This window comes from Paenibacillus sp. 2TAF8 (assembly GCF_052114825.1).
Lineage (GTDB): Bacteria > Bacillota > Bacilli > Paenibacillales > Paenibacillaceae > Paenibacillus.
Genome location: NZ_JBFRFN010000020.1, coordinates 87,799 through 110,618 on the forward strand (window position 1 = coordinate 87,799; position 22,820 = coordinate 110,618).

18 protein-coding genes and 1 pseudogene are annotated in these 22,820 nt (G+C 47.6%); 12 read left to right on the forward strand and 7 right to left on the reverse strand.

What is annotated here, in order from left to right:
* The first annotated feature begins 342 nt into the window (after window positions 1–342).
* From sdhB to AB4Z30_RS23665, 4 genes are all read left to right on the forward strand, one after another.
* A complete protein-coding gene (sdhB, locus tag AB4Z30_RS23650) occupies window positions 343–1,107 on the forward strand; it encodes a succinate dehydrogenase iron-sulfur subunit (RefSeq protein WP_441929888.1) in 765 nt (254 codons plus the stop codon).
* Window positions 1,108–1,298: 191 nt separating this feature from the next.
* Window positions 1,299–2,255 (forward strand): metallophosphoesterase, encoded by a 957-nt coding sequence (locus AB4Z30_RS23655; protein WP_441929889.1) that lies wholly within the window; start codon window positions 1,299–1,301, stop codon window positions 2,253–2,255.
* 31 nt (window positions 2,256–2,286) lie between these two features.
* Entirely contained in the window at window positions 2,287–3,018 is a 732-nt protein-coding gene (locus AB4Z30_RS23660; RefSeq protein WP_441929890.1) for a metallophosphoesterase family protein, read from the forward strand.
* A gap of 145 nt (window positions 3,019–3,163) precedes the next feature.
* Window positions 3,164–3,748, forward strand: a complete 585-nt coding sequence (locus AB4Z30_RS23665; protein ID WP_441929891.1) for a GNAT family N-acetyltransferase — start codon at window positions 3,164–3,166, stop codon at window positions 3,746–3,748.
* Between the two features lie 691 nt (window positions 3,749–4,439).
* On the opposite strand, the gene AB4Z30_RS23670 is transcribed toward AB4Z30_RS23665, so the two are convergent.
* Both AB4Z30_RS23670 and AB4Z30_RS23675 read right to left on the reverse strand, forming a co-directional pair.
* Window positions 4,440–5,249 carry a histidinol-phosphatase gene (locus AB4Z30_RS23670; RefSeq protein WP_441929892.1) on the reverse strand — a complete coding sequence of 270 codons (810 nt, stop codon included), beginning with the start codon at window positions 5,247–5,249 and terminating at the stop codon, window positions 4,440–4,442.
* 220 nt (window positions 5,250–5,469) lie between these two features.
* Entirely contained in the window at window positions 5,470–6,372 is a 903-nt protein-coding gene (locus AB4Z30_RS23675; RefSeq protein WP_441929893.1) for a LysR family transcriptional regulator, read from the reverse strand.
* Window positions 6,373–6,819: 447 nt separating this feature from the next.
* Here AB4Z30_RS23675 and AB4Z30_RS23680 point away from each other — a divergent pair, with 447 nt between their 5' ends.
* The 5 genes from AB4Z30_RS23680 to AB4Z30_RS23700 all read left to right on the forward strand — a co-directional run bounded on the left by AB4Z30_RS23680 (window position 6,820) and on the right by AB4Z30_RS23700 (window position 11,913).
* The gene (locus AB4Z30_RS23680; protein ID WP_441929894.1) at window positions 6,820–7,278 is read left to right on the forward strand and encodes a chemotaxis protein CheX; all 459 of its coding nucleotides are present in this window, start codon (window positions 6,820–6,822) and stop codon (window positions 7,276–7,278) included.
* Window positions 7,279–7,336: 58 nt separating this feature from the next.
* Window positions 7,337–8,110, forward strand: coding sequence for an SDR family NAD(P)-dependent oxidoreductase (locus AB4Z30_RS23685; protein WP_441929895.1), 774 nt, complete (start codon window positions 7,337–7,339; stop codon window positions 8,108–8,110).
* Between the two features lie 436 nt (window positions 8,111–8,546).
* Window positions 8,547–9,914 carry a DEAD/DEAH box helicase gene (locus AB4Z30_RS23690; RefSeq protein ID WP_441929896.1) on the forward strand — a complete coding sequence of 456 codons (1,368 nt, stop codon included), beginning with the start codon at window positions 8,547–8,549 and terminating at the stop codon, window positions 9,912–9,914.
* A gap of 25 nt (window positions 9,915–9,939) precedes the next feature.
* The gene (locus tag AB4Z30_RS23695) at window positions 9,940–10,692 is read left to right on the forward strand and encodes an ABC transporter ATP-binding protein (protein WP_441929897.1); all 753 of its coding nucleotides are present in this window, start codon (window positions 9,940–9,942) and stop codon (window positions 10,690–10,692) included.
* A gap of 3 nt (window positions 10,693–10,695) precedes the next feature.
* Window positions 10,696–11,913, forward strand: a complete 1,218-nt coding sequence (locus AB4Z30_RS23700) for an ABC transporter permease (RefSeq protein ID WP_441929898.1) — start codon at window positions 10,696–10,698, stop codon at window positions 11,911–11,913.
* A gap of 177 nt (window positions 11,914–12,090) precedes the next feature.
* Here AB4Z30_RS23700 and AB4Z30_RS23705 read toward each other — a convergent pair whose 3' ends face one another.
* The 3 genes from AB4Z30_RS23705 to AB4Z30_RS23715 form a co-directional block, all read right to left on the reverse strand.
* Entirely contained in the window at window positions 12,091–12,216 is a 126-nt protein-coding gene (locus tag AB4Z30_RS23705; protein ID WP_208606778.1) for a YjcZ family sporulation protein, read from the reverse strand.
* A 219-nt stretch (window positions 12,217–12,435) separates the two neighbouring features.
* Window positions 12,436–13,734 carry an aminotransferase class I/II-fold pyridoxal phosphate-dependent enzyme gene (locus AB4Z30_RS23710; RefSeq protein WP_441929908.1) on the reverse strand — a complete coding sequence of 433 codons (1,299 nt, stop codon included), beginning with the start codon at window positions 13,732–13,734 and terminating at the stop codon, window positions 12,436–12,438.
* Between the two features lie 166 nt (window positions 13,735–13,900).
* The gene (locus AB4Z30_RS23715; RefSeq protein ID WP_441929899.1) at window positions 13,901–14,518 is read right to left on the reverse strand and encodes a pyridoxamine 5'-phosphate oxidase family protein; all 618 of its coding nucleotides are present in this window, start codon (window positions 14,516–14,518) and stop codon (window positions 13,901–13,903) included.
* A gap of 257 nt (window positions 14,519–14,775) precedes the next feature.
* Between AB4Z30_RS23715 and pdxR the strand changes: the two genes are divergently transcribed.
* Both pdxR and AB4Z30_RS23725 read left to right on the forward strand, forming a co-directional pair.
* Complete coding sequence (pdxR, locus tag AB4Z30_RS23720; RefSeq protein ID WP_441929900.1) at window positions 14,776–16,233, forward strand: MocR-like pyridoxine biosynthesis transcription factor PdxR; 1,458 nt, start codon at window positions 14,776–14,778, stop codon at window positions 16,231–16,233.
* A 60-nt stretch (window positions 16,234–16,293) separates the two neighbouring features.
* Window positions 16,294–17,079 carry an AraC family transcriptional regulator gene (locus tag AB4Z30_RS23725; protein ID WP_441929901.1) on the forward strand — a complete coding sequence of 262 codons (786 nt, stop codon included), beginning with the start codon at window positions 16,294–16,296 and terminating at the stop codon, window positions 17,077–17,079.
* Window positions 17,080–17,538: 459 nt separating this feature from the next.
* On the opposite strand, the gene asd is transcribed toward AB4Z30_RS23725, so the two are convergent.
* A complete protein-coding gene (gene asd / locus AB4Z30_RS23730) occupies window positions 17,539–18,333 on the reverse strand; it encodes an archaetidylserine decarboxylase (RefSeq protein WP_441929902.1) in 795 nt (264 codons plus the stop codon).
* 84 nt (window positions 18,334–18,417) lie between these two features.
* The gene (locus AB4Z30_RS23735; RefSeq protein ID WP_441929903.1) at window positions 18,418–19,548 is read right to left on the reverse strand and encodes a YheC/YheD family endospore coat-associated protein; all 1,131 of its coding nucleotides are present in this window, start codon (window positions 19,546–19,548) and stop codon (window positions 18,418–18,420) included.
* A gap of 351 nt (window positions 19,549–19,899) precedes the next feature.
* On the opposite strand from AB4Z30_RS23735, the pseudogene AB4Z30_RS23740 reads away from it, so the two are divergent.
* Window positions 19,900–22,820 (forward strand): annotated as a pseudogene (locus AB4Z30_RS23740) (hypothetical protein); the annotation flags it as partial.

The window sequence follows — 22,820 nt, forward strand, 5'->3', positions numbered from 1 at the left end:
GCATCTACCCTTGCTCCAACATTGCTTTTCGCACCTTCATTCATTTCAAGGAAGCCTAGCATTAGCAGGCTTCCACAAAAATACAGCAATCCAGCATGAATGGATTGCAGTTCCAGCAAAGCAGGAAGAGGTGCAAGGCGTAGCGTAGGGAACGGAAATGCCCGAAAGAAGCGAAGTGTTCGCGTTTATCCTCGAATTTTCACCCTAATAAGGGTGGAACCAAAAAATTCGAGGATAATGGCGATCCAAAGGGCATTCCGCGACCGAAGCGTCCACCCTAGCACCAAAACAGTTTTGTGCACCAGCAATACAATCATCGTCACCAGAGGAGGGGACAACGATATGGCGGAACAAGCAACAGTGAGTAAAACCGTCAAGTTTATTATCACCCGTCAAGACAGCCCGGAGTCATCTTCCTATACCGAGGAGTTTGAACTTCCGTACCGTCCGAACATGAACGTGATCAGCGCCCTGATGGAAATTCAGCGAAACCCGGTAAATACGGATGGTAAATCCATTGCGCCGGTTTGTTGGGAATCCAACTGTCTTGAAGAAGTGTGCGGGGCCTGCTCCATGGTTATTAACGGCAAACCGCGTCAAGCGTGTGCTGCCTTGATCGACAAACTCGAACAACCGGTTCGTATTGAACCGATGAAAACATTCCCGGTGGTACGTGACCTTGTCATTGACCGTACGCGGATGTTCAATGCTTTGAAACGTGTTAAAGCATGGATTCCTATCGATGGCACATATGATCTTGGTCCTGGACCCCGGATGCCTGAGAAGAAACGTCAGTGGGCTTATGAACTGTCCAAGTGTATGACTTGTGGCGTGTGTCTCGAAGCTTGTCCGAACGTAAACGAAAAAACTGACTTTATCGGTCCAGCAGCGCTTTCCCAAGTACGTCTGTTCAATGCTCACCCTACTGGTGAGATGAATGCAGAAGAGCGTCTGGAAGCATTGATGGAAGATGGCGGTATTGAAGGTTGCGGAAACTCGCAGAACTGTGTGCGTTCATGTCCAAAAGGCATCCCGCTCACGACGTCCATTGCAGAGATGAATAAACAAACGACCAAGCACATGTTCAAACGTTGGCTGGGTGTATAAAGTTGTAATGAAGAAGAAGAGGTCTAACTCTGCTTCTCGAAGAAGTCGTGATCCCGTGCAGTACTAAGCGGGACACGGCTTCTTTTGTCATCAACCGAAGGAAGCGGGCAACCCATGTAGAATATGGTATACTACAGGGATGGATATGGCTTATAACAACTTTCAAGAAACAAGATCCGAGGAGGGAAGAGATGGGAAAGACACCTCGTTCAAACAACGGTAATTCGCCGTCCTCGCACTTGAACAGGCCAAACGGATCGAATGAACCTCTTTTCCCTGGAGAAGAAAAGGATCACGACCCTTCTCGTCGAATGTTCCAACTACGAAAAAATGTCATGACTTTGGTAGCTAGTGTCCTGACATTGGGATACGCGCTTTGGGAGCCGAGGCGTTTACAGATCAATCACATTGATCTCAAACTCCCTTCATTTCCTGAAACGTTTGACGGACTACGTGTTGTTCATTTCAGCGATGTGCACCTTGGGTTTCATACAGGACAGAAAGAATTAAGTAAGCTGGCATCACGGATCAAGGATCAGCAGCCCGATCTCATCTGTTTTACCGGAGATATCGTTGAGAGACAAGCGGAGCCAATGCGTGAGTGTGTACCGGTTTTGGCTTCCATGACGGCAAGGTACGGGAAATTTGCTGTTATGGGGAATCATGACTATCGAGGGCGGCAGCAAAAGGAAGTGCAGGACATGTTTCGTGAAGCAGGTTTCACGTTGCTGAGCAACCAGCATGTCGTCATAGAACAAGGAAGAGAGAAACTCGCAGTAGCAGGTCTGGATGATGCATTAACGGGCAGGCCAGATCCCGAAGAGGCGGTTGCAGGACTGAATGAGTGTGTATGGAAATTACTGCTCATGCATGAACCGGATTATGCCGATTACGCTGCTCCGTATGGATTCGGGCTACAACTCTCAGGTCACAGTCATGGTGGCCAGGTTCGTTTTCCCTGGTTAGGTGCAATGACAACTCCACGGGGTTCGCGCAAATATATACAGGGATTGCACTATACCTCTAAGCTTCAAATGCCGGTTTATGTGAATCGAGGATTTGGTATGACGCAGCTTCCTATTCGTTTTCTGTGCAGGCCTGAACTGACTGTGCTTCATTTAAGCCGGGATGATGTGAGCAAACGATAAAGCTTAATAAACATGAATGGAGGTTAAACAGATGGAACGAATAGCGATTGTATCCGACATTCATGGCAACATGACTGCTTGGGAAGCTGTGATGAAAGATATTAAGGATCGCGGATTGAACAGAATCTTTTGTCTGGGTGACCTTGTAGGCAAGGGACCGCAGCCCGCTGAAGTGGTGGAGCAGGTCAGAGCAGCATGTGAAGTAGTTATTCGTGGCAACTGGGATGAACTTGTCGCAGTGAATCAGGATGTCCGGGATTTCACATGGCAAGCTGAGCGGCTGGGAGCCGAGAGAGTGGCTTATTTGGCGAGCTTACCCTTCAGTCATGAATTTAAATTAAGCGGGCGTACTGTTCGATTAGTTCATGCTTCACCGCAAAGTGTATATCACCGTGTTCAGCCATGGGATGAGATGGAGAAGCGACTGGCGATGTTTGATCCTCCGGCGGACGAATCAGAGGCTGGAGCGGCTGACGTGGTGGGTTATGGTGATGTGCATAATGCTTTTCTGCAATATTTGGATGGGAAAATGCTATTTAATACAGGCAGCGTAGGGAATCCACTCGATCTTCCGCAGGCTTCATATTGCATTCTCGAAGGGGAGTACGGCGACGATAGGCAGAAGCCCTTAAATCTTCAGTTTGTTCGGGTTCCTTATGATATTGAAGCTGAAGTACAGATTGCGCAGCAAGCACAAGTACCGGCACTTGATGCATATATTCGTGAGATACGTTTGGGCATCTATCGCGGATTACAAGAGTGAATGTAATATACTGCCCGAATAAAGCTGAACAATTACAGGACATACTACAATTTATGTCATTTAGATCAGTAGTATCATGCCGGATCATCCTTAGAGCGTGCTTGTCTTACCGGACTAAAACCCGTTAGGCAAAGGAGTGATTGTCATGCTTAACCGAAACATGCTGATTCATGGCCTGCCAGCCTTATGGACAGAGCGTCTTGTACTTCGGTCATTACGTCAGAGTGATTACATCACGTTATCAGAACTATTATCCGATCCTCAAGTGATTCGATACGTCAATCGAGGGAGCCAGCCTCCACCTATTCGGGCGAGGAAACTGCTAAACCAGATCCGGAGCAGCAGTGCCAAGCTGGATTCGTTGCATTACGGCATCTGTTGGAAAGGGAGGGAGCAAGTGATCGGCATTACCTCTTTTCAGCACTGGAACGATCAAAAAGGGACTGCACAGATCGGATATATTCTGGATAGGTCTTGGTGGGGAAAAGGCGTGGCGACTGAGGCCGTTCATCGCCTGCTGACATTTGGGTTTGACGAACTTCATCTATGGCGAGTTGAAGCTCGATGTTATGAGGCCAATGGTTCCTCCGAGCGGGTACTGCTTAAAATGGGCATGACATACGAGCGCAATCTTCCATCCTATGGTCTGAATGAGGGGGAGGATCAAGCATCTGGATGCTCCATGGATGTTAGGGTGTATGGTGTGTATCGGGAACAGTTTCAGCATTGAAACGAACTTCAATCTTTTGTTACACAATTGAAATATAGCTGCAATTGAACTCTAACAGACAAGGGGTAAACTTATCTCATGACCCCCTTTTTGATAATAGATAATGCTGTTGGGACCCGCGATGAGCGGGTTCATTTTTTTTAACAGAAAATATAACCTACTAGAGTATGTCTGAAAACGTTGAAGAAAGCCAAAATTGCTGAATTTTCGTTCTAAGCCAGTGATTTTCCCGCAGATATGCTGGGGTACATTAAGGGAGAGTGACATAGGAGGAGGTAAAAGGCGGTAAAGGATGCACAACAGAAAGTTTCAAGACACACCTTGTTTGGAATTTATGAATTCTGGATAACTCTGGAATTCTAACGATCTCAGAAAACCTTATTTGCCCCCGAACAGGCTGCCTGGAAATGTAACGATCCCAGTGGAGCTTATTTTGCTGAAACTCGGTCAAAATTCTATTATTTACAGCAAATTCACGCAAATAACGCTTCTGGTGATCGTTAGAATGTAAAACTCGCCAATATACACGAAATAAGGTTTCTGGTGATCGTTAGAGTATGAGAGGAACCAGAAACAGGGTGTGAGTTAGATATGACGAGGAGCCTTACCAAGGGAATTAGATAAAACAAGAAAAGAAAAAAATCCTCACGCATAGTTATGCTACGTGGGGATTTTTGTGTTCTGTCAGCTTTTATAGAGGGACGATCTGCATCTGCTTCTGCTTGAAATACACCCAATCTGTGAAACCGATCTCCCGCAGACGTGTGCGTACCAAGTCAAGCTCGTCTCCCACCCGGCCGGGGATATGCGCATCTGAACCGAAGGTGACCTTTACACCGAAATGATTGGCACGTTCCAGAATGGCATCGGAAGGGTACCAGCCGCCACTAAGCTTGGTTTTGCCCGAAGTGTTGATTTCAATCGCAACGTTGGCGTCAGCTATTACCTGGAGAGCTTCGTCAATGGCATGGTCTGCGATAATTTCGGAGAATGGTGGATAATTTCCTTTCATCGCATCGATGTGGCCAAGAATCTGGAACATGCCGCTGCGAGCCGATTCTGCGATTAACGCATAGTAACCTTCTTTCACTTCAATTTTGCGAGCATTGCTTAGTCCGTTCCAGCGGGTTTTGTTGAAAATACTCACATCTTCCGTATGATGAACGGAACCGATAATATAGTCAAACGGATATTGCCCCAGCGTTGCCCGGTACAATTCAGCATGAAGCGGAAAGTAGTCGGATTCGATCCCGAGCAAAACATCAATTTTGCCGACATATTCTTCTTTTAACGCGAGCACTTCAGCTACATAATGTTGTAATTCAGATTTACCCATTGCAATTCGTGGATGCGCCTGCTCCAGTTCACTGCCAAAGTAAGGGGTGTGATCGGAGATTCCTATGGCTTGAAGTCCTGCCTCAATGCCTGCTTCAATGTAATCCCTGATGTTACCATCCGCATGACCGCAGCGGAAATGATGTGTATGAAGATCAAATTTCATATGGAATCCCTACCCTTTCTTTTCATCTATTTAAGTTGAACTGAAGATTTTACACAATCCACTCCGATGACAGAACAACCTTCCAATCGCTGTTATCCCCAGATTTTTTTGATTCCCTTTCCGAAGGGGAAAATCCGGTGATAAAGGCGAGCGCTCCGCTTTTCAGGTTTTTTCTGTCCTCTCCGTTCACGTGTAAAAGAATAGTTCAACTTATCTAGGCTTATTCCGAGCTGATAAATTGAGTCTCCGGCATGCCCTTAAGATCACTCAGGAATTGATGCATTGCCGAGTTGAGATAACGACTGGATTTATAAATGACCCCTACGGGATGGCTAACCTCCAGCTCACTTAAAGGAATCATTCGCAATGTACCTTGCCGCAACTCTTGTGCAACGGATTGTTTGGAGATAATGGCCGCGCCGAGATCAATCTCCACCATTCGTTTGACTTCTTCACTACTCGACAGTTCCATAACCACGTTGGGTTCAATATTGTATTTTTTGAAAACCGTTTCTGTAAACCTGCGTCCGACCGTATCGGGGGACAGAAGAATCAGAGGTGTGCTTCGCAGGACATCGACTGCTGCATGTTTTTTCTTTGCGAGCGGGTGTGAAGGTGATACAACAAGTTCGAACGTATCATAGTACAGCACAGACGTACTGAGGTTAGGGTTCCGCTCGGTCAGATATCCGATCCCGAGGTCGACCAGACCGTTCTCGACCTGTGTATAGATCTGAGAGGAGGGCAGAGACTGAATGCTTGTTTTGATGAGTGGGAATTGATCCTGAAAGTAAGAGAGTACTCTTGGCAAAATTTGAATGGCAATCGACGTTGTTGTTCCAAGCACAATACGTCCTTGCGGTGTTTCATCCAGATCGGACAGCTTCTGTTTCAACTCGTCCACAATATCAAGCATCCGTTCAGCATGTTCCAGAAAAACCTGTCCGCGATCTGTGAGGGTGACGGGCTGGTTGCGATCGACAAGAACCGTGTTGAATTCGTCTTCCAGACTTTTGATCTGGGCCGAGACAGCCGGCTGGGTCAGGTTAAGGAGTTCTCCCGCTTTGCGGAAACTCATCGTTTTGGAAATAGTAATCAGCGTTTCCAATTGGCTTATGTTCATATACGGCCTCCTTGCAGCAATATATCCTCTGTATGTCATGTGTCATGCAGCGAATTCCGTGACGGATATGTTTCTTATATCTTAAATTATAGGGGATTACGGAGAACAGAGCAATGAAGGGCACATGTCTATTTGAAAGTAGACTAACGTACTAATAAATAGAATAAATCTGAAGAGAGCTAGAAATTAAAATTTGAACTATATAAAAACCGGTATAAAAGTCCTATGCTCCTTTTATAGCTGGAAAGAAGAAATAATATTTCTTTCAAGAAGTGAAAAGCGACAAAAACAGCTATAAACATTTGCTATTCGAATGACGATAAATTATAGTACACAAGATTTAGCGAATTCTTAATGAATTCTTGTACGTGATAAAGTATAATAAATTTAACCAATATGGGACTTTTGGTATGTGACCAATAACCCAGTGTGAGGAGGACATACACAGTGAAAGCGGAAGTGATTAACCCATTCCTGGAATCTGCACGGAACGTATTTGAACAGCTCATCCAGGTTTCGCCTTCCACCGGGAATCTTGGCGTGAAGAATGTAGAATACATTGCTGACCATGTCTGGATCGTGATTGGAATGACGGGACAGTTGAACGGTAATATTGTTTTTGGTATACAAGAAACAGTGGCATTGAAAATTGTTTCAGCCATGATGGGTGGTTTTGTCATCACCGAGATGGACGATATGAGTAAAAGTGCGATCTCCGAGCTCGGTAACATGATCAGTGGCAATGCAAGTACAATTCTGTCCAACCAAGGCGTTGTTGTGGATATTACTCCTCCTCAAGTTATGCAGTCCGAAATTTTGTCTACATTCAGTGCAACGAAGGCGCTTAGCATTCCATTGTTGATGGATGGGATTGGTGAGATGGATATTCAGGTGATGATCTCGTAAAATAGAAGCATAGGCCTTAATAAGGCAAATGTGTTTTATTAACGGGAGGACATCAACCATGCTGAAAGATCAGGTTGTTTTTATAACAGGAGCATCGAGTGGAATCGGTGCGCTCTGCGCGCAAATGCTGATCGAAGAAGGAGCCATCCCGATTCTGGCTGCCCGTTCGCGGGAGAAGCTGGATCAGATTGGTGCTTCACTACAGGGACGGCATGAACTGCTGACGCTGGATGTTACCGATAGTGAGCAGGTTCAGACGGCTGTAGATGCGATGTTACATAAATACGGACGAATCGATATTCTGCTTAACAACGCCGGATACGGAAAGTTTGCCGCGATGACGGAGATGTCTGTGCAGGAATTTGATGATATGATGGACGTGAATTATATGGGGATTGTCCGTTGTACCAAAGCAGTGCTTCCACATATGCTGGAACGGGGCAAAGGCCAGATTGTAAACGTAGCTTCGATGGCCGGCAAGATTGGAACTGCCAAATCAGCCTCTTATACGGCCACAAAGCATGCCGTACTCGGATTCAGCAATGCACTGCGTCAGGAGCTTCGCAAGACTGGAATTACCGTCACGACGATTAATCCAGGTCCTATTGATACACCGTTCTTTGACCGTGCGGATCCTTCAGGGAATTACGTAAACAATGTGCGCTGGATGATGCTGACACCTCAGAATGTAGCAGGCCACATGATTCGCGCCATGAAGAAACGCAAGGAAGAAGTGAACCTGCCGCGCCTGGCATCCGCAGGCATTTGGCTGTATCAGTTGTTCCCGCGGCTTGCCGATCGATTGTCCCACGGAGTAATGAATCAGAAGTAGAATGTAACAAGTGCACCATATACCGGATGAAGAAGGGCTCCGCCGAGGGGCTTTTCTTTTTTTTTGCGCAGACTTGACCATTTCGGGAATAAGATTTGGTACACAGGCTTTTTTCGCATATAATGAAAGGTAATGTGATGACAGGCTTTGTTTTAAGCGTACAAGCAGGTTTTAGAGGCGAAATGGTATATTTACACGAATAACGGAGAGAGCAGAAAGAACCTGAAGAAGCGGAGCGGTCGCCTGAAAGCTTTCTGAAAGAAAGTTGCATCGGAAGCATACGCTTATCACCGGATTTCTCCTTAATATAAGGAATAGAAAAAAATCTGGGGATAACAGTGATCGGAAGGGAATTCTGCTATCGAAGTGTTTAGTGTAAAAAGAAAAATTTGAGCCTATAAATCATCAAAACGAATAAATTTAAAGGATGGAATACATGACGAATCAAACTTTTGCATCAATAGGCGTGGCACAGGATCTGGAGGCGCTGCTGGCCCAGCATGGCATTAACGAACCTTCTCCGGTACAGGCGCAGACCATTCCGGTTATTTTGGAAGGCAAGGATGTCGTATCCAAGTCCCAGACGGGAACTGGTAAAACACTGGCCTATTTATTGCCACTACTGCAATCCATCAAGAGTGATATTAAAGGAACCCAGAAACTGATTATCGCGCCAACCCAGGAGCTTGCGATGCAGATTGTACGTGAGGCACAGCGTTACGGTGCAGATCGCGGCATCGGTGTACAAGGTCTGATCGGCGGCGCGGCGGTAAAACGTCAGATTGAGAAATTGCGTGAGCATCCGGAGCTTGTTGTCGGTACACCTGGACGGTTAAAAGAACTGATTACACTCAAAAAGCTGAAAATGCACAACGTATCCACCATTGTTATCGACGAAGCGGATCAGGTGTTCCAGCTCGGCGGTGTAAGTGACGTGGAATTTGTACTCAAAAGTGCGCTGCGCGACCGTCAGTTAATCTTCCTGTCCGCAACAATTGACGAGCATACCGCTACACTCGCGAAACGCGAGATGAAGGAGCCTGTGCAGATCGGTATCGAACCGGATCGTGCAACGGCTGCTGGACTCGAACATTATTATTTTGTAGAAGAGAGCCGTAACAAGATCGATATGCTTCGTCGTCTCGTTCGACAATATAACCCGGATCGAGCCATTGTTTTTGTGAATGCAACGGAGGACATCGGTGAGGTTGAGGCAAAAATGAACCACTTGGGGCTGAACGCAGCTGCACTGTACGGGGACGCCGACAAAGTAACTCGCAGTAACGTACTGGCTGCCTTCCGTAACGGTAAAATTCAATTGCTGATCGCCTCGGAGGTGGCAGCAAGAGGACTGGATATCGAAGGCCTGCCAATGGTCATCAACTATGACCCTGCCTTTGACTCGGAGCATTACGTTCACCGTGCTGGCCGGACAGGCCGGATGGGACGTTCAGGTATTGTGCTGTCTATCGTTGATGAAACACAAATTTTCATCATGCGTAAATTCGCACGCGAACTGGGCATCGAATTGCAGGAGCGTACACTCTTTGGTGGTAAAGTTCTGGTGGCTGATCCACGGCCGGATACTCGTCCTGAAGGACATTCGTTCTCTCGGAAACCGGGACAATCCCGGGATCGCAAGCCGGCTCAGGGAAACCGGAAACCAGGCACGAGAGCAACTATTTCGAATTCAAGCCAGCGTCCCGCAAGCGGCAATGGAGGTCGCACAGGTAGTGACCAGAACCGCAAAAACAAGGGAGCACCCAAGTGGAGCAAAGACAGAGCGCCGCGCTCTGAGGAATAATCGGAAGAAAGGGGTGCAGGGATAGATGGAAAGTGTTCAATCGCCTGTGCTGCAAATCAGCGGGCTTAGCGGAGGATACAGTGCCAAACGGCCAGTGCTTCATGGCGTTGATCTGGAAGTTGGACGCGGGGAAATGGTCGGACTGATCGGATTAAATGGGGCTGGCAAGAGTACAACCATGAAACATATCCTGGGACTTATGACTCCGCAGCAGGGAGAAGTTCGGGTGATGGGCAAAAAGCGGGATGAGGATGCACAGATCTACCAGTCTGCGATGGCCTTTGTCCCAGAATCTCCCGAGTTATATGATGAAATGACGGTTATGGAGCATCTGGAGTTTACGGCGAGAGCTTATAACGTGTCCGAAGCAGATTTTAAACATCGGACAGAGAAGCTACTGAACTTGTTCCGCATGAATGAGAAAAGTACAAGTCTGTCTACACATTTGTCCAAAGGTATGCGGCAAAAGGTCATGATCATGTGTGCTTTTGTGGCAGGGCCACCGCTCTACATTATCGATGAACCTTTTCTGGGACTTGACCCGCTGGGCATTCGTTCACTGCTTGATTTTATGCTGGAGATGAAAGCTGCCGGGTCTTCCATTCTGCTCAGTTCACACATTTTGTCCACGATTGAAAATTATTGTGACCGTTTTGTTGTATTGCATCGTGGGCATGTCATTGCACAAGGAACACTGAATGAGTTACGTACAAAGTTCGGGGAGTCTGACACAACGCTGGAGCACATGTTCTATTCCCTAGTGCAAGGCAGGGATTAGTATATGGATCTCACGCTGTTATGGAAGCAACGTCGGACAGGTTTCTGGAATGGAATTCTTCCTTATGTGGGTTATGTCATCCAGAGCGGTGTAGCGATGGTCTTTCTGTTTCTGGTCATCGCTTTCTCTGCCTGGTATACATCGTTTGTACAGAACATTCCTGCGGGATTTCCGATTCGCTGGATTGCTTTATTGTTGCTGGCTCCGCTTGCCCTATTTAGCAGTTATCGTACATATCTGCTTCCGGCAGATATTGTTTTCCTGCGGCCGCAGGAGTACCGGATGCAGGATTATTTGAAAAACAGCTTTGTTCGGGGCGTTATTTATAAAATGCTGTTGCTACTATTCGTATTTCTTACGTTATGGCCGCTCTATGTAAGGGCAGATGTCGATGCCAAGCCGCTGGGCTGGTCCATTCTGTTTCTTGTGTTATGGAAAGTACTGTCCAGTTATGGTGCATGGCAAGAACTGAGGATGGTTCAAGCCGGTGCGTCCAAGGGATATCGGATACTTCGATGGGCACTGGCTATTCTTGCTGTTGCGGCCTGGTTATGGCAGCCACCGCAGCGTAGTCAGTGGTTTCTGTTGCTGCTTGCTGCTGTTTATGTCGTTGCACTACGTATACCTGTTAAACACCGAGTCGCTTGGGAGCGTCTGATTCAAGTGGAGCAGACGCAGGCAGGCAGAGTGATGCGCACATTAGGCTGGTTCGTGGATGTGCCATCGTCTGGAACGAAAGTAAGCTCCCGCCGCTGGCTTAGCAAATGGGGGAACGGTCTTCCATGGAATGCCGGGCAGGCTTATCGGTATCTTATGACCAAAACGTTTATTCGAACGGAAGTATTTACGATTGTACTTCGTCTCACGATCCTTGGTATGCTACTGTCCTGGTGGACGGCAGGCAGTTACTTCGGTGTCGGTGTATACCTGTTCTTCCTGCTGCTTACAGGTGTTCAACTCGGGGTATTGCGGCGGAGTCACAGTGAGTCCTTCTGGGTTATGATCTATCCGATCTCAGGAGAGAGTCGGCGCTCACAGGTACTCGGGTTCATCTTCCAACTGCATGCCATTACCGCATTGTTCATGTGGTTACCGATGCTGGCGGCAGGAGTAGAAGGACTGAGTGTAACAGGCATAACACTTGTACTCGGTATACTGGTCATCGTGCTGATGCGTCGTTCGCAGGGTAGTAAATGGCTCAAAGAGGAAGAGGACGAGTAGAAGAACCAAGTTAGCCCAAGCCTTCGCTGATCCTCAGGTTATTTATCACAAGTGAAATGTGTATAGTAGCAAGAGAAGAAGTGTATTTCGGGCTGTATCCCCAAATACACTTCTTTCTTTTTGATGTGTGATGTACACTCATGATGTCATGCGAGATAAATACCTAAGGCGTACGTATTAGTACAGGAATGATTTTGTGATGATTACGAGCAGGATGAACAGTACGAGGATGGCACCGATGTTTGTGAATCCTCCAACGCCACAGTATCCGTATCCGCCTCTTGTATCTTCAACTTGGGACATGGGTCATACCCCTTTCGATTAATGGTTTGGCACGCCCTTGCGTACATCGTATATTATGTGCCATGGCGTTAGGCTGATTGGGCCTCTGCCCGTGTGCATTTGTTTTGGGCATTTGTCCGGGAAACAAAAGAACCCTTTGGCGCTGACATTAGCTTTCGCAATGTGTCCAAAGGGTTCTAATAATATAAATCATCTAGGTTAAACCGTTATATTCCATATTTAAGTCGTTTGCAAATCCTGCACGCCGCGATAGACCGTATCAAACAGCTCTTCCAAATCACTCTCTTCAATACATGAGAAGGCAATCCGTAGATCAGATTCACCCAGCGCGATTGTACCTACACCATATTGATGCAAGAGATGGCTGCGAAGTGCTTCAGCACCGACTTGTTTCAGCTTCAGACACATGAAGTAACCGGAGTTGAACGGGTAATAATCCCATACGTCTCCATACTTTCCACTGTCGAGAATCGCTTTGACTTTGTTGGCACGGCCTTTCATAATTTCAAACTTTTCCTGTTTCTGAGCTTCAAACTCCGGTGCTTTGAGCGCGTCCAGAACAAATGTCTGTGAAGGATGTGGTCCACTGGAGATCGTTGCACGGATGATGCCGAGCGTTTTCTGTTCCAGTGCATGCAGCACAGCAGCATCCTCATGGGCAAAAGTAATGAATCCTACACGGAAGCCCCATACAAATTCTTCTTTCGTTGCACCATCAATTTTCACCGTTAATACACGCGGATGAATATTGGCCAGCTTACCAAATAGAGATTCATGAATGGAATCTTCGAAAAATAGACCAAAGTATGCATCGTCTGTAACAACAACGACATCAACACCCGCTTCTGCAGCTTGACGAATGGCATCTACGATGGCATCTGCTTCTGCTCCGCCTGGTGTGTAACCTGTCGGATTGTTTGGGAAGTTAAGCAGAACGATGGCTTTCCCTTTGTCCTTCTGTGCAAGCAAAGCCTGAAGCAGTCCATCGCTGTTAAAGTTCATTTGATCATCAAACAATGGATAATGAATCAACTGACCGTGTCGACGAATTCCGAAAGTCAGCTCGTAATTCTCCCAGTTTTTATCCGGATATATCACAGCGTCCCCTTCTTCAGTGAACAGGTCGGCTACGATGCTGAGTCCATGAGTCAGTGCGTTCGTTACAATCGGGTTTCCGAAAGATTTGCCTTCCAGTGAAGGGGTTTCTCTCAGCATCTTCTCTCTCCAAACGGTTCGCAATTCAGGTTTGCCTGCAGGCGGCGCATAAGGATACAGATCCTTCGGCTGGAAGGCAGACAATTTTTCCTGAATTACCGGGAGATGCATCGGGACACCACCCTCCAAAGCGATACCAATGGTTGCATTATAGGTCTTGGCCAGGCTTGCTGCTTCAGCAGATTGACTCAAGATACCTTCTTTAGGAAAATAAATTTCTTTGCCGAGTTGTGACAGCATAGAGTAGACGTGACTGCTGCCGGCCTGAATACTTTCGTTCAACTGTTCAGCCAGTGGATTCATTTTTTTCATCCTTCCAAGTCTTTGTGATTCACTGCCTAACATTATAACACCTTGACATGGCCCCGTCACGGAAATTACGCAATATGACAGTTATATCACTTCACCGCGTTGTTGCGCAGGGTAAGGATGCAACATTAGCATGAATTTAAGGCCGGATCTGGCCGAGTTACTCCTGGTGGTACGGGCAATATTTTCGCATCATTTCAGCCGTCTCATGATCCCGGCCTTCGTTTCGTTTATGCAATTCACCGCTGATATGTTCAAAACGTTCAGGAGTCAGATTCTGCCCAAATTTAAACTTGGCACTAATTCGCTCCGGTACGATTCGAACGACAGCAACGGCTTTGAGTCGCCCGGTGTAGCGAGGATCTTCTGCATCAATAGGTATGTAACCTCCTTGTGGCTGCAGTTTTTCCATAAAGCGCTGCAGCACTTTGCCTTTAATTTCAAGTTCCTGTACAGGTTCTGCCTGACCAAAAGCCATCACACTTTTGAAAAAGGAGGTGGCTGGACAAGCCAGTTCGGGATCACTGAAAAAGGAAGGAATCAGCGAAAATTCTTCTGCCACGGTAAAGCTGACGGATGTGTGCTGCTTGATCTGTTTCATTTTTTCTCCGGCTAAACTTCCATGAAAATAAAAGCAGCCATCCATATATACAAAATTCAGTGGTGTCACTCTCGGTTCACCATCCGGGCTGACGGTTCCCAAAAACCCGAAGGAGCACTGATCCAGAAAGGTGATGACTTCTTGTTCTTCTTCTATTGAAAATTCTTTGCGTCTCATTTGATTTCCCCCATTATTTAGATAAGTGTTAGGACAAGTCTGAACGTAGAAACCATTAGACATGTCAGCAATTTTGGGTTGCAGCGTTGTTTTTTCTAGAGATAACCATAAAACGAACATTGACAGTAAAATAGATCCAATTTACATTCATTTTTATAGGCCAATTGGGATGAGAGATCGTAGTTAGCCAAAAGTAAGGATTTGGAAAAATGAAAAGAAGGGTCAAGCAGGAGCATTAACGAAGGGGGAGAAATCACATGGAATTGTGGCTGCCACTTGATTCATACGAGCTTCAGCACCGCTACAAATATCAAGCGTTATATCACGCACTGCGAGATGCGATTCATTCGGGTACACTGGAGGCAGGAACACGTCTGCCATCTACACGTGTACTGGCGAAACAGTATGACATGTCGCGCGGTTCTGTAGCTCAGGTATACGATATGCTGCTTGCAGATGGGTATGTCCGTGCTTTTCCGGGGAAAGGAACCTATGTTACTGAATCTTTGTCTGCATACGATAACGATCAGACTGAAGCCGTGCTATCCTTATCTCCTTGGGGAGAGCGTCTTCGTGTACTAATCGCGGAACACAAACATCCCCATGAAGAGGTGCAACTGGCGCAGGAATCCGTCATTGATTTTCGGATGCAACGTTTGCTGCCAGAACATTTTCCAGCAGCCGAGTGGAAAAGTGCGCTTGCTGCAGTTCATCGCAGCGGCTGGCGAGAGCCGGGTGGTGCCGCCGGAGACATGGAACTGCGGGAAGCGATTGCCTCGCATCTTCGCTGGACACGCGGCATTCAGGCGGAGGCTTCCCAGATCGTACTCTTTAGTGGATCGATTCAGGGTATTACCCTGTTGTCCCAGTTGCTGATAACGGAGGAGAGCCCTGTTGTTGTGGAGAGTCCGGGTTATCAGGGAATTGTACATGCAGTCAGATCCTGCGGTGGTCGGTTGGTTCCAGCAGAAGTGGATGAAGGGGGCATTGTCCCGCAAGACTGGCAGGCACGGACGTTGTTTGTCACGCCGACGCGTCAGTTCCCGACAGGAGCCGTGCTTGGGCTTGAACGAAGACGGGCACTGCTGGCTTGGGCATCGAAACGGAACTCCGTTATTGTCGAAGATGACTATGACAGTGAGTTCCGGTGGGGCGGGCGGCCAATTGAACCGCTTAAGGTGCTTGATCGCGAGCAGCGTGTAATCTACATCGGTTCCTTCTCCCAAACGATGCCAGCTTCGTTCCGGCTAGGTTATGCGGTATTACCCCGTAGTCTGGTGGAGCCGCTACTTGCTGCGAAAGCGTTGTATGAACCGGTATCGCCTGCTCTGCTGGAACAGCGTGCACTCGCCAGGTTCATGACAAGAGGAGGGTACATGCGGCACTTGCGGAGATTAACCCGGCTATATGGGGAGCGGCATGATTTTTTTGTAGAGGAGATGAAGCGTTGTATGCCGCAGGCGTTTACCATGCAGCCCGGGGATGCCGGGCTTACAATCTATGCAGTCTGGAACGGCGACTCTACGAGTTATGAACAGTTCACCAAAGGGATTCAGGAGCAGGGCGTGTTGTTCAGGGATGTAGAACAATACCGGTTAATACCAGGGCATTCCGCCATTTGTTTCGGGTTTGCGCATCTGGAAAAAACGGAGATCCGCGAAGGCATTGAGCGAATGAGAACGGTGTGGGAGAAGTGTACATTTTCGTTTCAGTGAATTCCGCTGTATAATGGGATAAGTGTTTAAAGAGATTAACTGTCAAGGGGGAGTGGCGACATGCTGCAGGCATCGCCATCATCATTTGTAATTTTGCCCGCAGTCGCCAAAATAGTCTGTGAACCGGGCTGGAAATGGCAGAAGCGGGAAAAACCGATGCAAAATTATGATTTATTTTACGTGTGGAGCGGCGAAGGCACGGTTATTTTGAACGATCAGCCTTACGAGGTTGGCAAAGGAAGCTGTTTTTTATTTCGTCCGGGAGATCATACCAGTGCAACGCATAACAGGCAAAAACCACTTGTGCTGACGTATATTCACTTTGATGTGGACGGACCCGTTATTGATGTGCCCCAGTCTTATCGCGAAGTGCAGGAGACTGTGGAGTTCGAGCATTTGTTGGCACGGTATGTGAGGTTGTTTTTATCGGATGTGTATGGACGTGATGAAGAGAGCAGGCTGATTCTGAAGCAGTTGATGATTCATTTGCTGCGTGCGGATACGGAAGAGCCTGTAGAGAAAAAGGTAAGTAACCAGTTATCGGATGTGATCCAGGAGGTGGCAAATTATGTTCGTCAGCATCCCGGAATTACGCATCGCGTAGAAGATCTGGCAGCACGTGCCGGTCTGTCGCCGCGTTACTTTTCCATCAAGTTCAAGGAACTGGTCGGATCATCGGTACAATCCTACATTATTCGTATGCGTATTGAGCGGGCAGAACATCTTCTCGTACATACCGGCATGAACGTGACCGAAGTTGCGGATGCACTGGGGTATCGGGACATCTTTTTCTTCAGTCGTCAGTTCAAGCAGTATACTGGCAAAAGTCCGTCAGAGATTCGTTGAATACTTATTCCTGAAGATTTGCTTCCAAGTATCTCACAGCGTTTCAATGCTGGATAGCTAGGGTAAGTAACTAGCATTCCAGATGACCTTACAAGGAGGAACATGTGATGATGAACGGAAAACGACGGGTTCGCAGCCGCAGAAATTCCATTAAAGGATGCAGCATTTTTCGGAAACGTCTGCGCCGGCTTAAACCGGTCGAGGAACTGCAGGATGTATGGTTCTAATGCCTGGTGATATGGTTTTTAACGTTTAGTGAACAGCTATTCAGGCGAAGTGAAGCTCCGCCATGCATGTATACATGAAATGATGTTTATTAATCAATTGAGAATCAATTCAGAAATTCGGAACGATAACCTTTCATATGATGAATCATATGGTTGGAAGATAAAAAATAAAGAGGATGGCATGACACCTGATTGCGGGTGCCACGCCATCCTCTTTATTCTGAATAACAAATTATAGACGTTTGGGTTTTAACCGACCCAGTAAGGCCCCCATTTTAACCGAGTCTCCGGGTTTCAGATCAGGGCGCGGTTCGAAGGTGTCGGTCTGCATAAGCAGTACAACGGTAGAGCCGAACTCGAAATAGGCGAGGTCATCTCCCTGAGCCCAAGCTTCTGTGTCGACGTCTGCATATTGAATGCTGCTGACGTTCATTGCTCCGACTTTGACGACAGCCACTTCACCATAATCATGCTCAATATACGTAATGAGTCGTTCATTGCGGCTGAGCACGGATTTCATATGGGTGAGTCCGAAATCATTCACGGGATAAACTTTACCTTTGATATGTTCGCTCTCCATCTTGCGACCGCTAACAGGTGCATGAATGCGGTGATAGTCGCGCGGGCTGAGATAGAGCACAAAACCATAACCATGCTTGTACTTCTCCAGGTGTGGAGAATGGTTTAACAATTCAGCGAGTGTATAATTTTGTCCCTTTACATTCAGAATGGTTCCTGCAGAAATCGGGCCAGCTGCCGTAATTTTGGCGTCGACAGGGCTGATTAATGCATGTTCCGAAAGGTCCAGAGGGCGCATCCCGGGTTTTAATTTGCGAGTGAAGAAATCATTCAGGGAACGATATTCTTTCCAATCTTTCTCGGCTTCCTGTGCAGGGATGTTGTAGGTCCGGACAAAATAAGGAATAAATGCCTTGCTTCCCCGGCTTTTGGAGAAAGCTCCCACGGTCCGGGAGATCCATTTGCGCGAAGAAAGCTCAGTCATTAATCGCAACAGCGTTTTTGCCATGAATATCCCCCTTAGGGTTAATACAAACTTCAAGGCCGCAAATGCGGCCATTCTGCATAATATTGACACAAATCACGAATGAAATCAATACAATCCACGATCATAGGTTTGTGGCTGTCTTGGAATGCTGAAGTTGTGATTGACCAGCAGACGTCCGTACGCAATTGGTTTGTTATATGTCATCTGCCAATGTTCCTGCATGCCAGCCTTACGAAAACCATATCTCTGATCCCTGCCATTGCATTCAATAAAGTAAATTCCTCCGTCTTGTGTCACGCCAAGGTCGAGGCCCAGATCAGCCAGATGAGGCAGGTTTGTTGCCAGTGTGTGGGCAATACGTAGCGCAACTATTGCAATGCGAGTCTCCAGTTGGAACAGATCAGCACTCGGTGCAGTCAGACCAAGAGCTTCGTTAACGGTCATGACTTTACCACCCTGAGCGATGTTGGTCACAAACGTATGCGCCGGAGCTGCCTTGGCAAACATGCCAGTGACACTCCATAACCCATCTCCCCCGCGCTGCACGGATACTCTCAGATCAACGGGCCTTCCCTCATACCGGATTAGTGGAATTCGTTCTTCAATCAGATAAGCATGGCGGAGTATCCGTCTTAGCGTAGCGGAAGGCAGCTGCCCACGGTTCAACCTGAAGGTTGCCCAGCCTTTGCGTGCGGCTCTGGTTTCACAGGTTAGTCGCCAGTTTCCGTCTTGCTGGTACAGCCGCATAATGCCATGACCAATGCTGCCGCTGCACGGTTTAATAACGAGATCCTTATAATGTTCCATCATGTAAGTGAGGGCATCGGGTGTTGCTTTGACTGCATGTGGTAGATGATCTTTTAAAAAAGGATCTTGTCGCAGCATATCATGTACATGGTCTTTGCGGTAGCGATTCCGCACGTTATATACCTGGATGCCTTGCAGCAGCAAACGGGTAATCTGTCGCTGCTCTGCGCCGCGAAGCTGGAGCGAACGGTTATGGATGACGGAAGGAAGCGGTATACGCTCACGGACGTATCGACCTTCTTTTTTCACATAAGCGAGGCATGTTTTGCGATCCAGATCGATATCCTCCAGCCTCAAAAAACAAGGCGTTAATCCGTAAAAGGCTGCAGCCTGCTCATAATTTGCGAGTGATTCCTGACCGGTCCTTCCGGCCGGTATCCCCCGGTACATGCGTGAATCGAACATAATGCCGATCGTTTCTTGGAGCATGACCGTTCCTCCTTCGTTGTTATCGCGCAACCATGAATCTTTTTTTCAGCACGCCGACCTGTCAATGCATGGAGATAACATCGCGATAACGCAGACCGGTGTGCAGAGGCGCTTTTATACATCCGTTGATGTTCAGACACCATATCTTATGAAAAGAGCGGAATTGGGGCGTGGACAGCCGCCTTGTCTCTTCAATTCAGACAGCCTAATTACACCAGGACAGGTATAGTGTTTGCCTGAATAGACATAAATCTGATCATGGATATGCAAAAGTAGGGTGAAGAAAGTGGCAGATGCCCAGTTCAAAGCATATGATGCCGGAGATGAACGTTAGGGGAAGGAGCTGGCCTCATGAGTAAAAAAGGCAAAAAAAAGGTAGTGACGCCTAAATTGCGTCATATCAGTCCCAAATTCAGGGAACTGGAGCTAACGGATCGGCGAATGGAATTTATTAAGCCGGAAAAAACAGTGAAAAAGGAAGAGGTTTCGAGTTCGTATACGGCTGTTCCCAAAGCGGTTATTGCTGATACAGCAGCAACATCCGAACAAATCACGTCCGATTCATTAAATAATAAACCCGAAGTGGTTGTGGAAGTGCAAGATGTGGAACAGCAAGAACGGAAGCAGGAGCAGGAGCAGCAAGTCACTCCGGTGAGCGAAGAAAAAAACAGTATGGAAAAAGAAAGATTGGAAAAAGAGCTTCAGATCAGGAGTGTTGCTCAGCTTCCACTGAAAGAACAGAATAATGAAAGCCGATTAACAGATGAGAAGCGACTGGAACGATTGAATCAGAACCAGATGCCGGGTCATACAGGACATTACATTTATACAGACGACATCAGCGAATTTGCTATAACCGAAGGTAAGCTGGCTCCCTTTTCGGTGGATGCTTCGAAGCTGAAATCGGGTGCTGTAGGGAGTGAGGCTCTTCAAGATTATGCAGTGACCAGCATTCATATTGCGGATGGTGCTATTGTATCTGCAAAGCTGGCTGAGGCTTCGATCGCAGAGGAGCATCTGATTGACGGTTCTGTCTCAGGTCACAAAATCAGAAATGCATCCATCGCTGGAGACAAAATTCGGGATGGGAGCATTACCTCACAGAAGCTCGGCAATCAGGTCATTGATTCAGCCAAAATAGCGGATGGCTCCATCGGTACAAGGCATTTGAGTCGCCTGCTCGTCACAGAGGAATTAATTCAGAATCAAGCCGTTACTGGTGAAAAAATTGCGATTAGCGGGATCGAGACTCGTCATTTAGCCGGTGGTGCGGTCCACACCTCGAAACTGGCAGATGATGCGGTCACCAGTGCCAAGATTCGTGATGGAGCAGTGACAGGCAGTAAGCTGGAGGAGCAATCGGTTGATTCAAGCCATATTCTGGCCGGTTCGGTGAAACAGTCTCATTTGGCTGAAGGGTCCGTTGGACGTAATCAACTGCTGGCAAGCAGCATCGGCAGTGAGCAGATTGAGGACGGTTCGATTCATACACGGCATATTGCCGAACATGCCTTGAATGGACGACATTTGGTGGATGGTTCGATCGGATCGCTACAGATTCGAGCTGCTGCTATCGGCAGTGAACAGATCGGGAACGCCGAAATCGGCAGTGAGCATCTGGTTGACGGAGCCATCATCAGCAGCAAGCTGGCGGATCAATCGGTGGGGACAGCAAAATTGCTGGAGCAGGCGGTGACGGCCTCGAAACTGGCAGACCAAAGTGTTGTCGCATCCAAAATATCAGATGAGGCCGTGCTAGGGAAACATCTGGCCAAAGGTTCGATTCGCGGGGAACATATTGTCAATCGAGGTATCACGCCGGTTCATGTGGATAATGGAGCGATACATTCCATACATCTGGCGAGTGGTAGCATTGAGACAACACATCTATCCGAGGGAAGTGTATCTGCCGATGCGCTGGCTTCTGGTGTGGTGCTGGAAAAACATCTGGCAGAGTCTTCTGTAGGATCATTCCAATTGCAGGATGAAGCTGTCACAACTGCAAAGCTGGCGCCAGAGAGTGTGACGGCTGAAAAGCTCGCTCCAGCTGCCATTACAAGTAAATCCATATCCCCAGGTACGGTCAATTCATCCCATCTGGCCAAAGCAGCCGTATCCACTTCTCATCTGGCTCCTGGCAGTGTTGACTCTGCAGCACTAAGACCGTATGCAGTGAAAGCCGAGCACCTGACAGAACATGCCGTAGGTGCCCCTCATTTGCAACCAGGTAGCGTTCAGACCGACGCCATATCTCGCGCAGCGATCACCACAGACAAAATAGCTCCGGGCAGTGTGACTTCAGCACTGATGGCAGGCGGTTCCATCTTTCCACCACACCTTACAGATCATGCGGTTACATCACCTAAACTTTCACCGGAAAGTGTCTCTACGGATAAGCTGGCTGATCTATCGGTGACCTCGGCTAAACTGGCGGACGGCAGTATCACTTCCGCCAAAATTATGGCCGAAAGCATTGTTGCAAAACATATCCCTGCTGAAACGATCCGTGGATATCATCTGAAGCAGCATACGATCTCGCTGGAGCATCTGTCCGATGAGGTGCGTACGCCAGAATTATTTGCAAATGGCAGTATCCCTGGTAGCAAGCTCCGTCAAAGAACAGTGGCGACAGAACATCTGGCCTCCGACTCGGTATCTGGAGAGGAATTGCAGTACGGGGCAGTAAGCAGCGAACATCTTCAACGAGCTTCGGTGGATTCTATGCATCTCGCAGAAGGCAGTGTTAAGGCAGACCATTTGGCTGCACAGTCAGTGGACGGTGCTCACCTGAGAGAAGAGGTCATTCGAAGTGAACACATTACCGAACAGGCGATATCTTCCCGCCATCTGACAGCTGGTTCGGTACAAACGGAACATCTGGCTCCGCTCTGCGTAACGGAAGCACATCTCCAGCCGGGGCTCATCAGCGGACTACATCTGCAAGGGGAATCGCTGGGTGCCGCACATCTGCAACAAGGTGCCGTTCAATCCCGTCATATTCAGGATAACGCTGTTCTTTCTTACCATATTAAGGAGAAAAGTATCGGAACAGAGCATCTGGAAGAAGAGTCTGTCCGTTCTGTTATTTTACAAGATGGTGCAGTTACTGTGTCCAAACTGGCAGATGGCAGTGTGGACGGTAGTAAACTGACCGAAGGTGCAGTATTGAGTATTCATTTGGCTGAAGAGAGCGTGCAATCTGTTCATATTGCAGAAGGTGCGATACAAGCGGATCACATTGAAGATAGCAGCATCACGTCAAGCCATTTGAG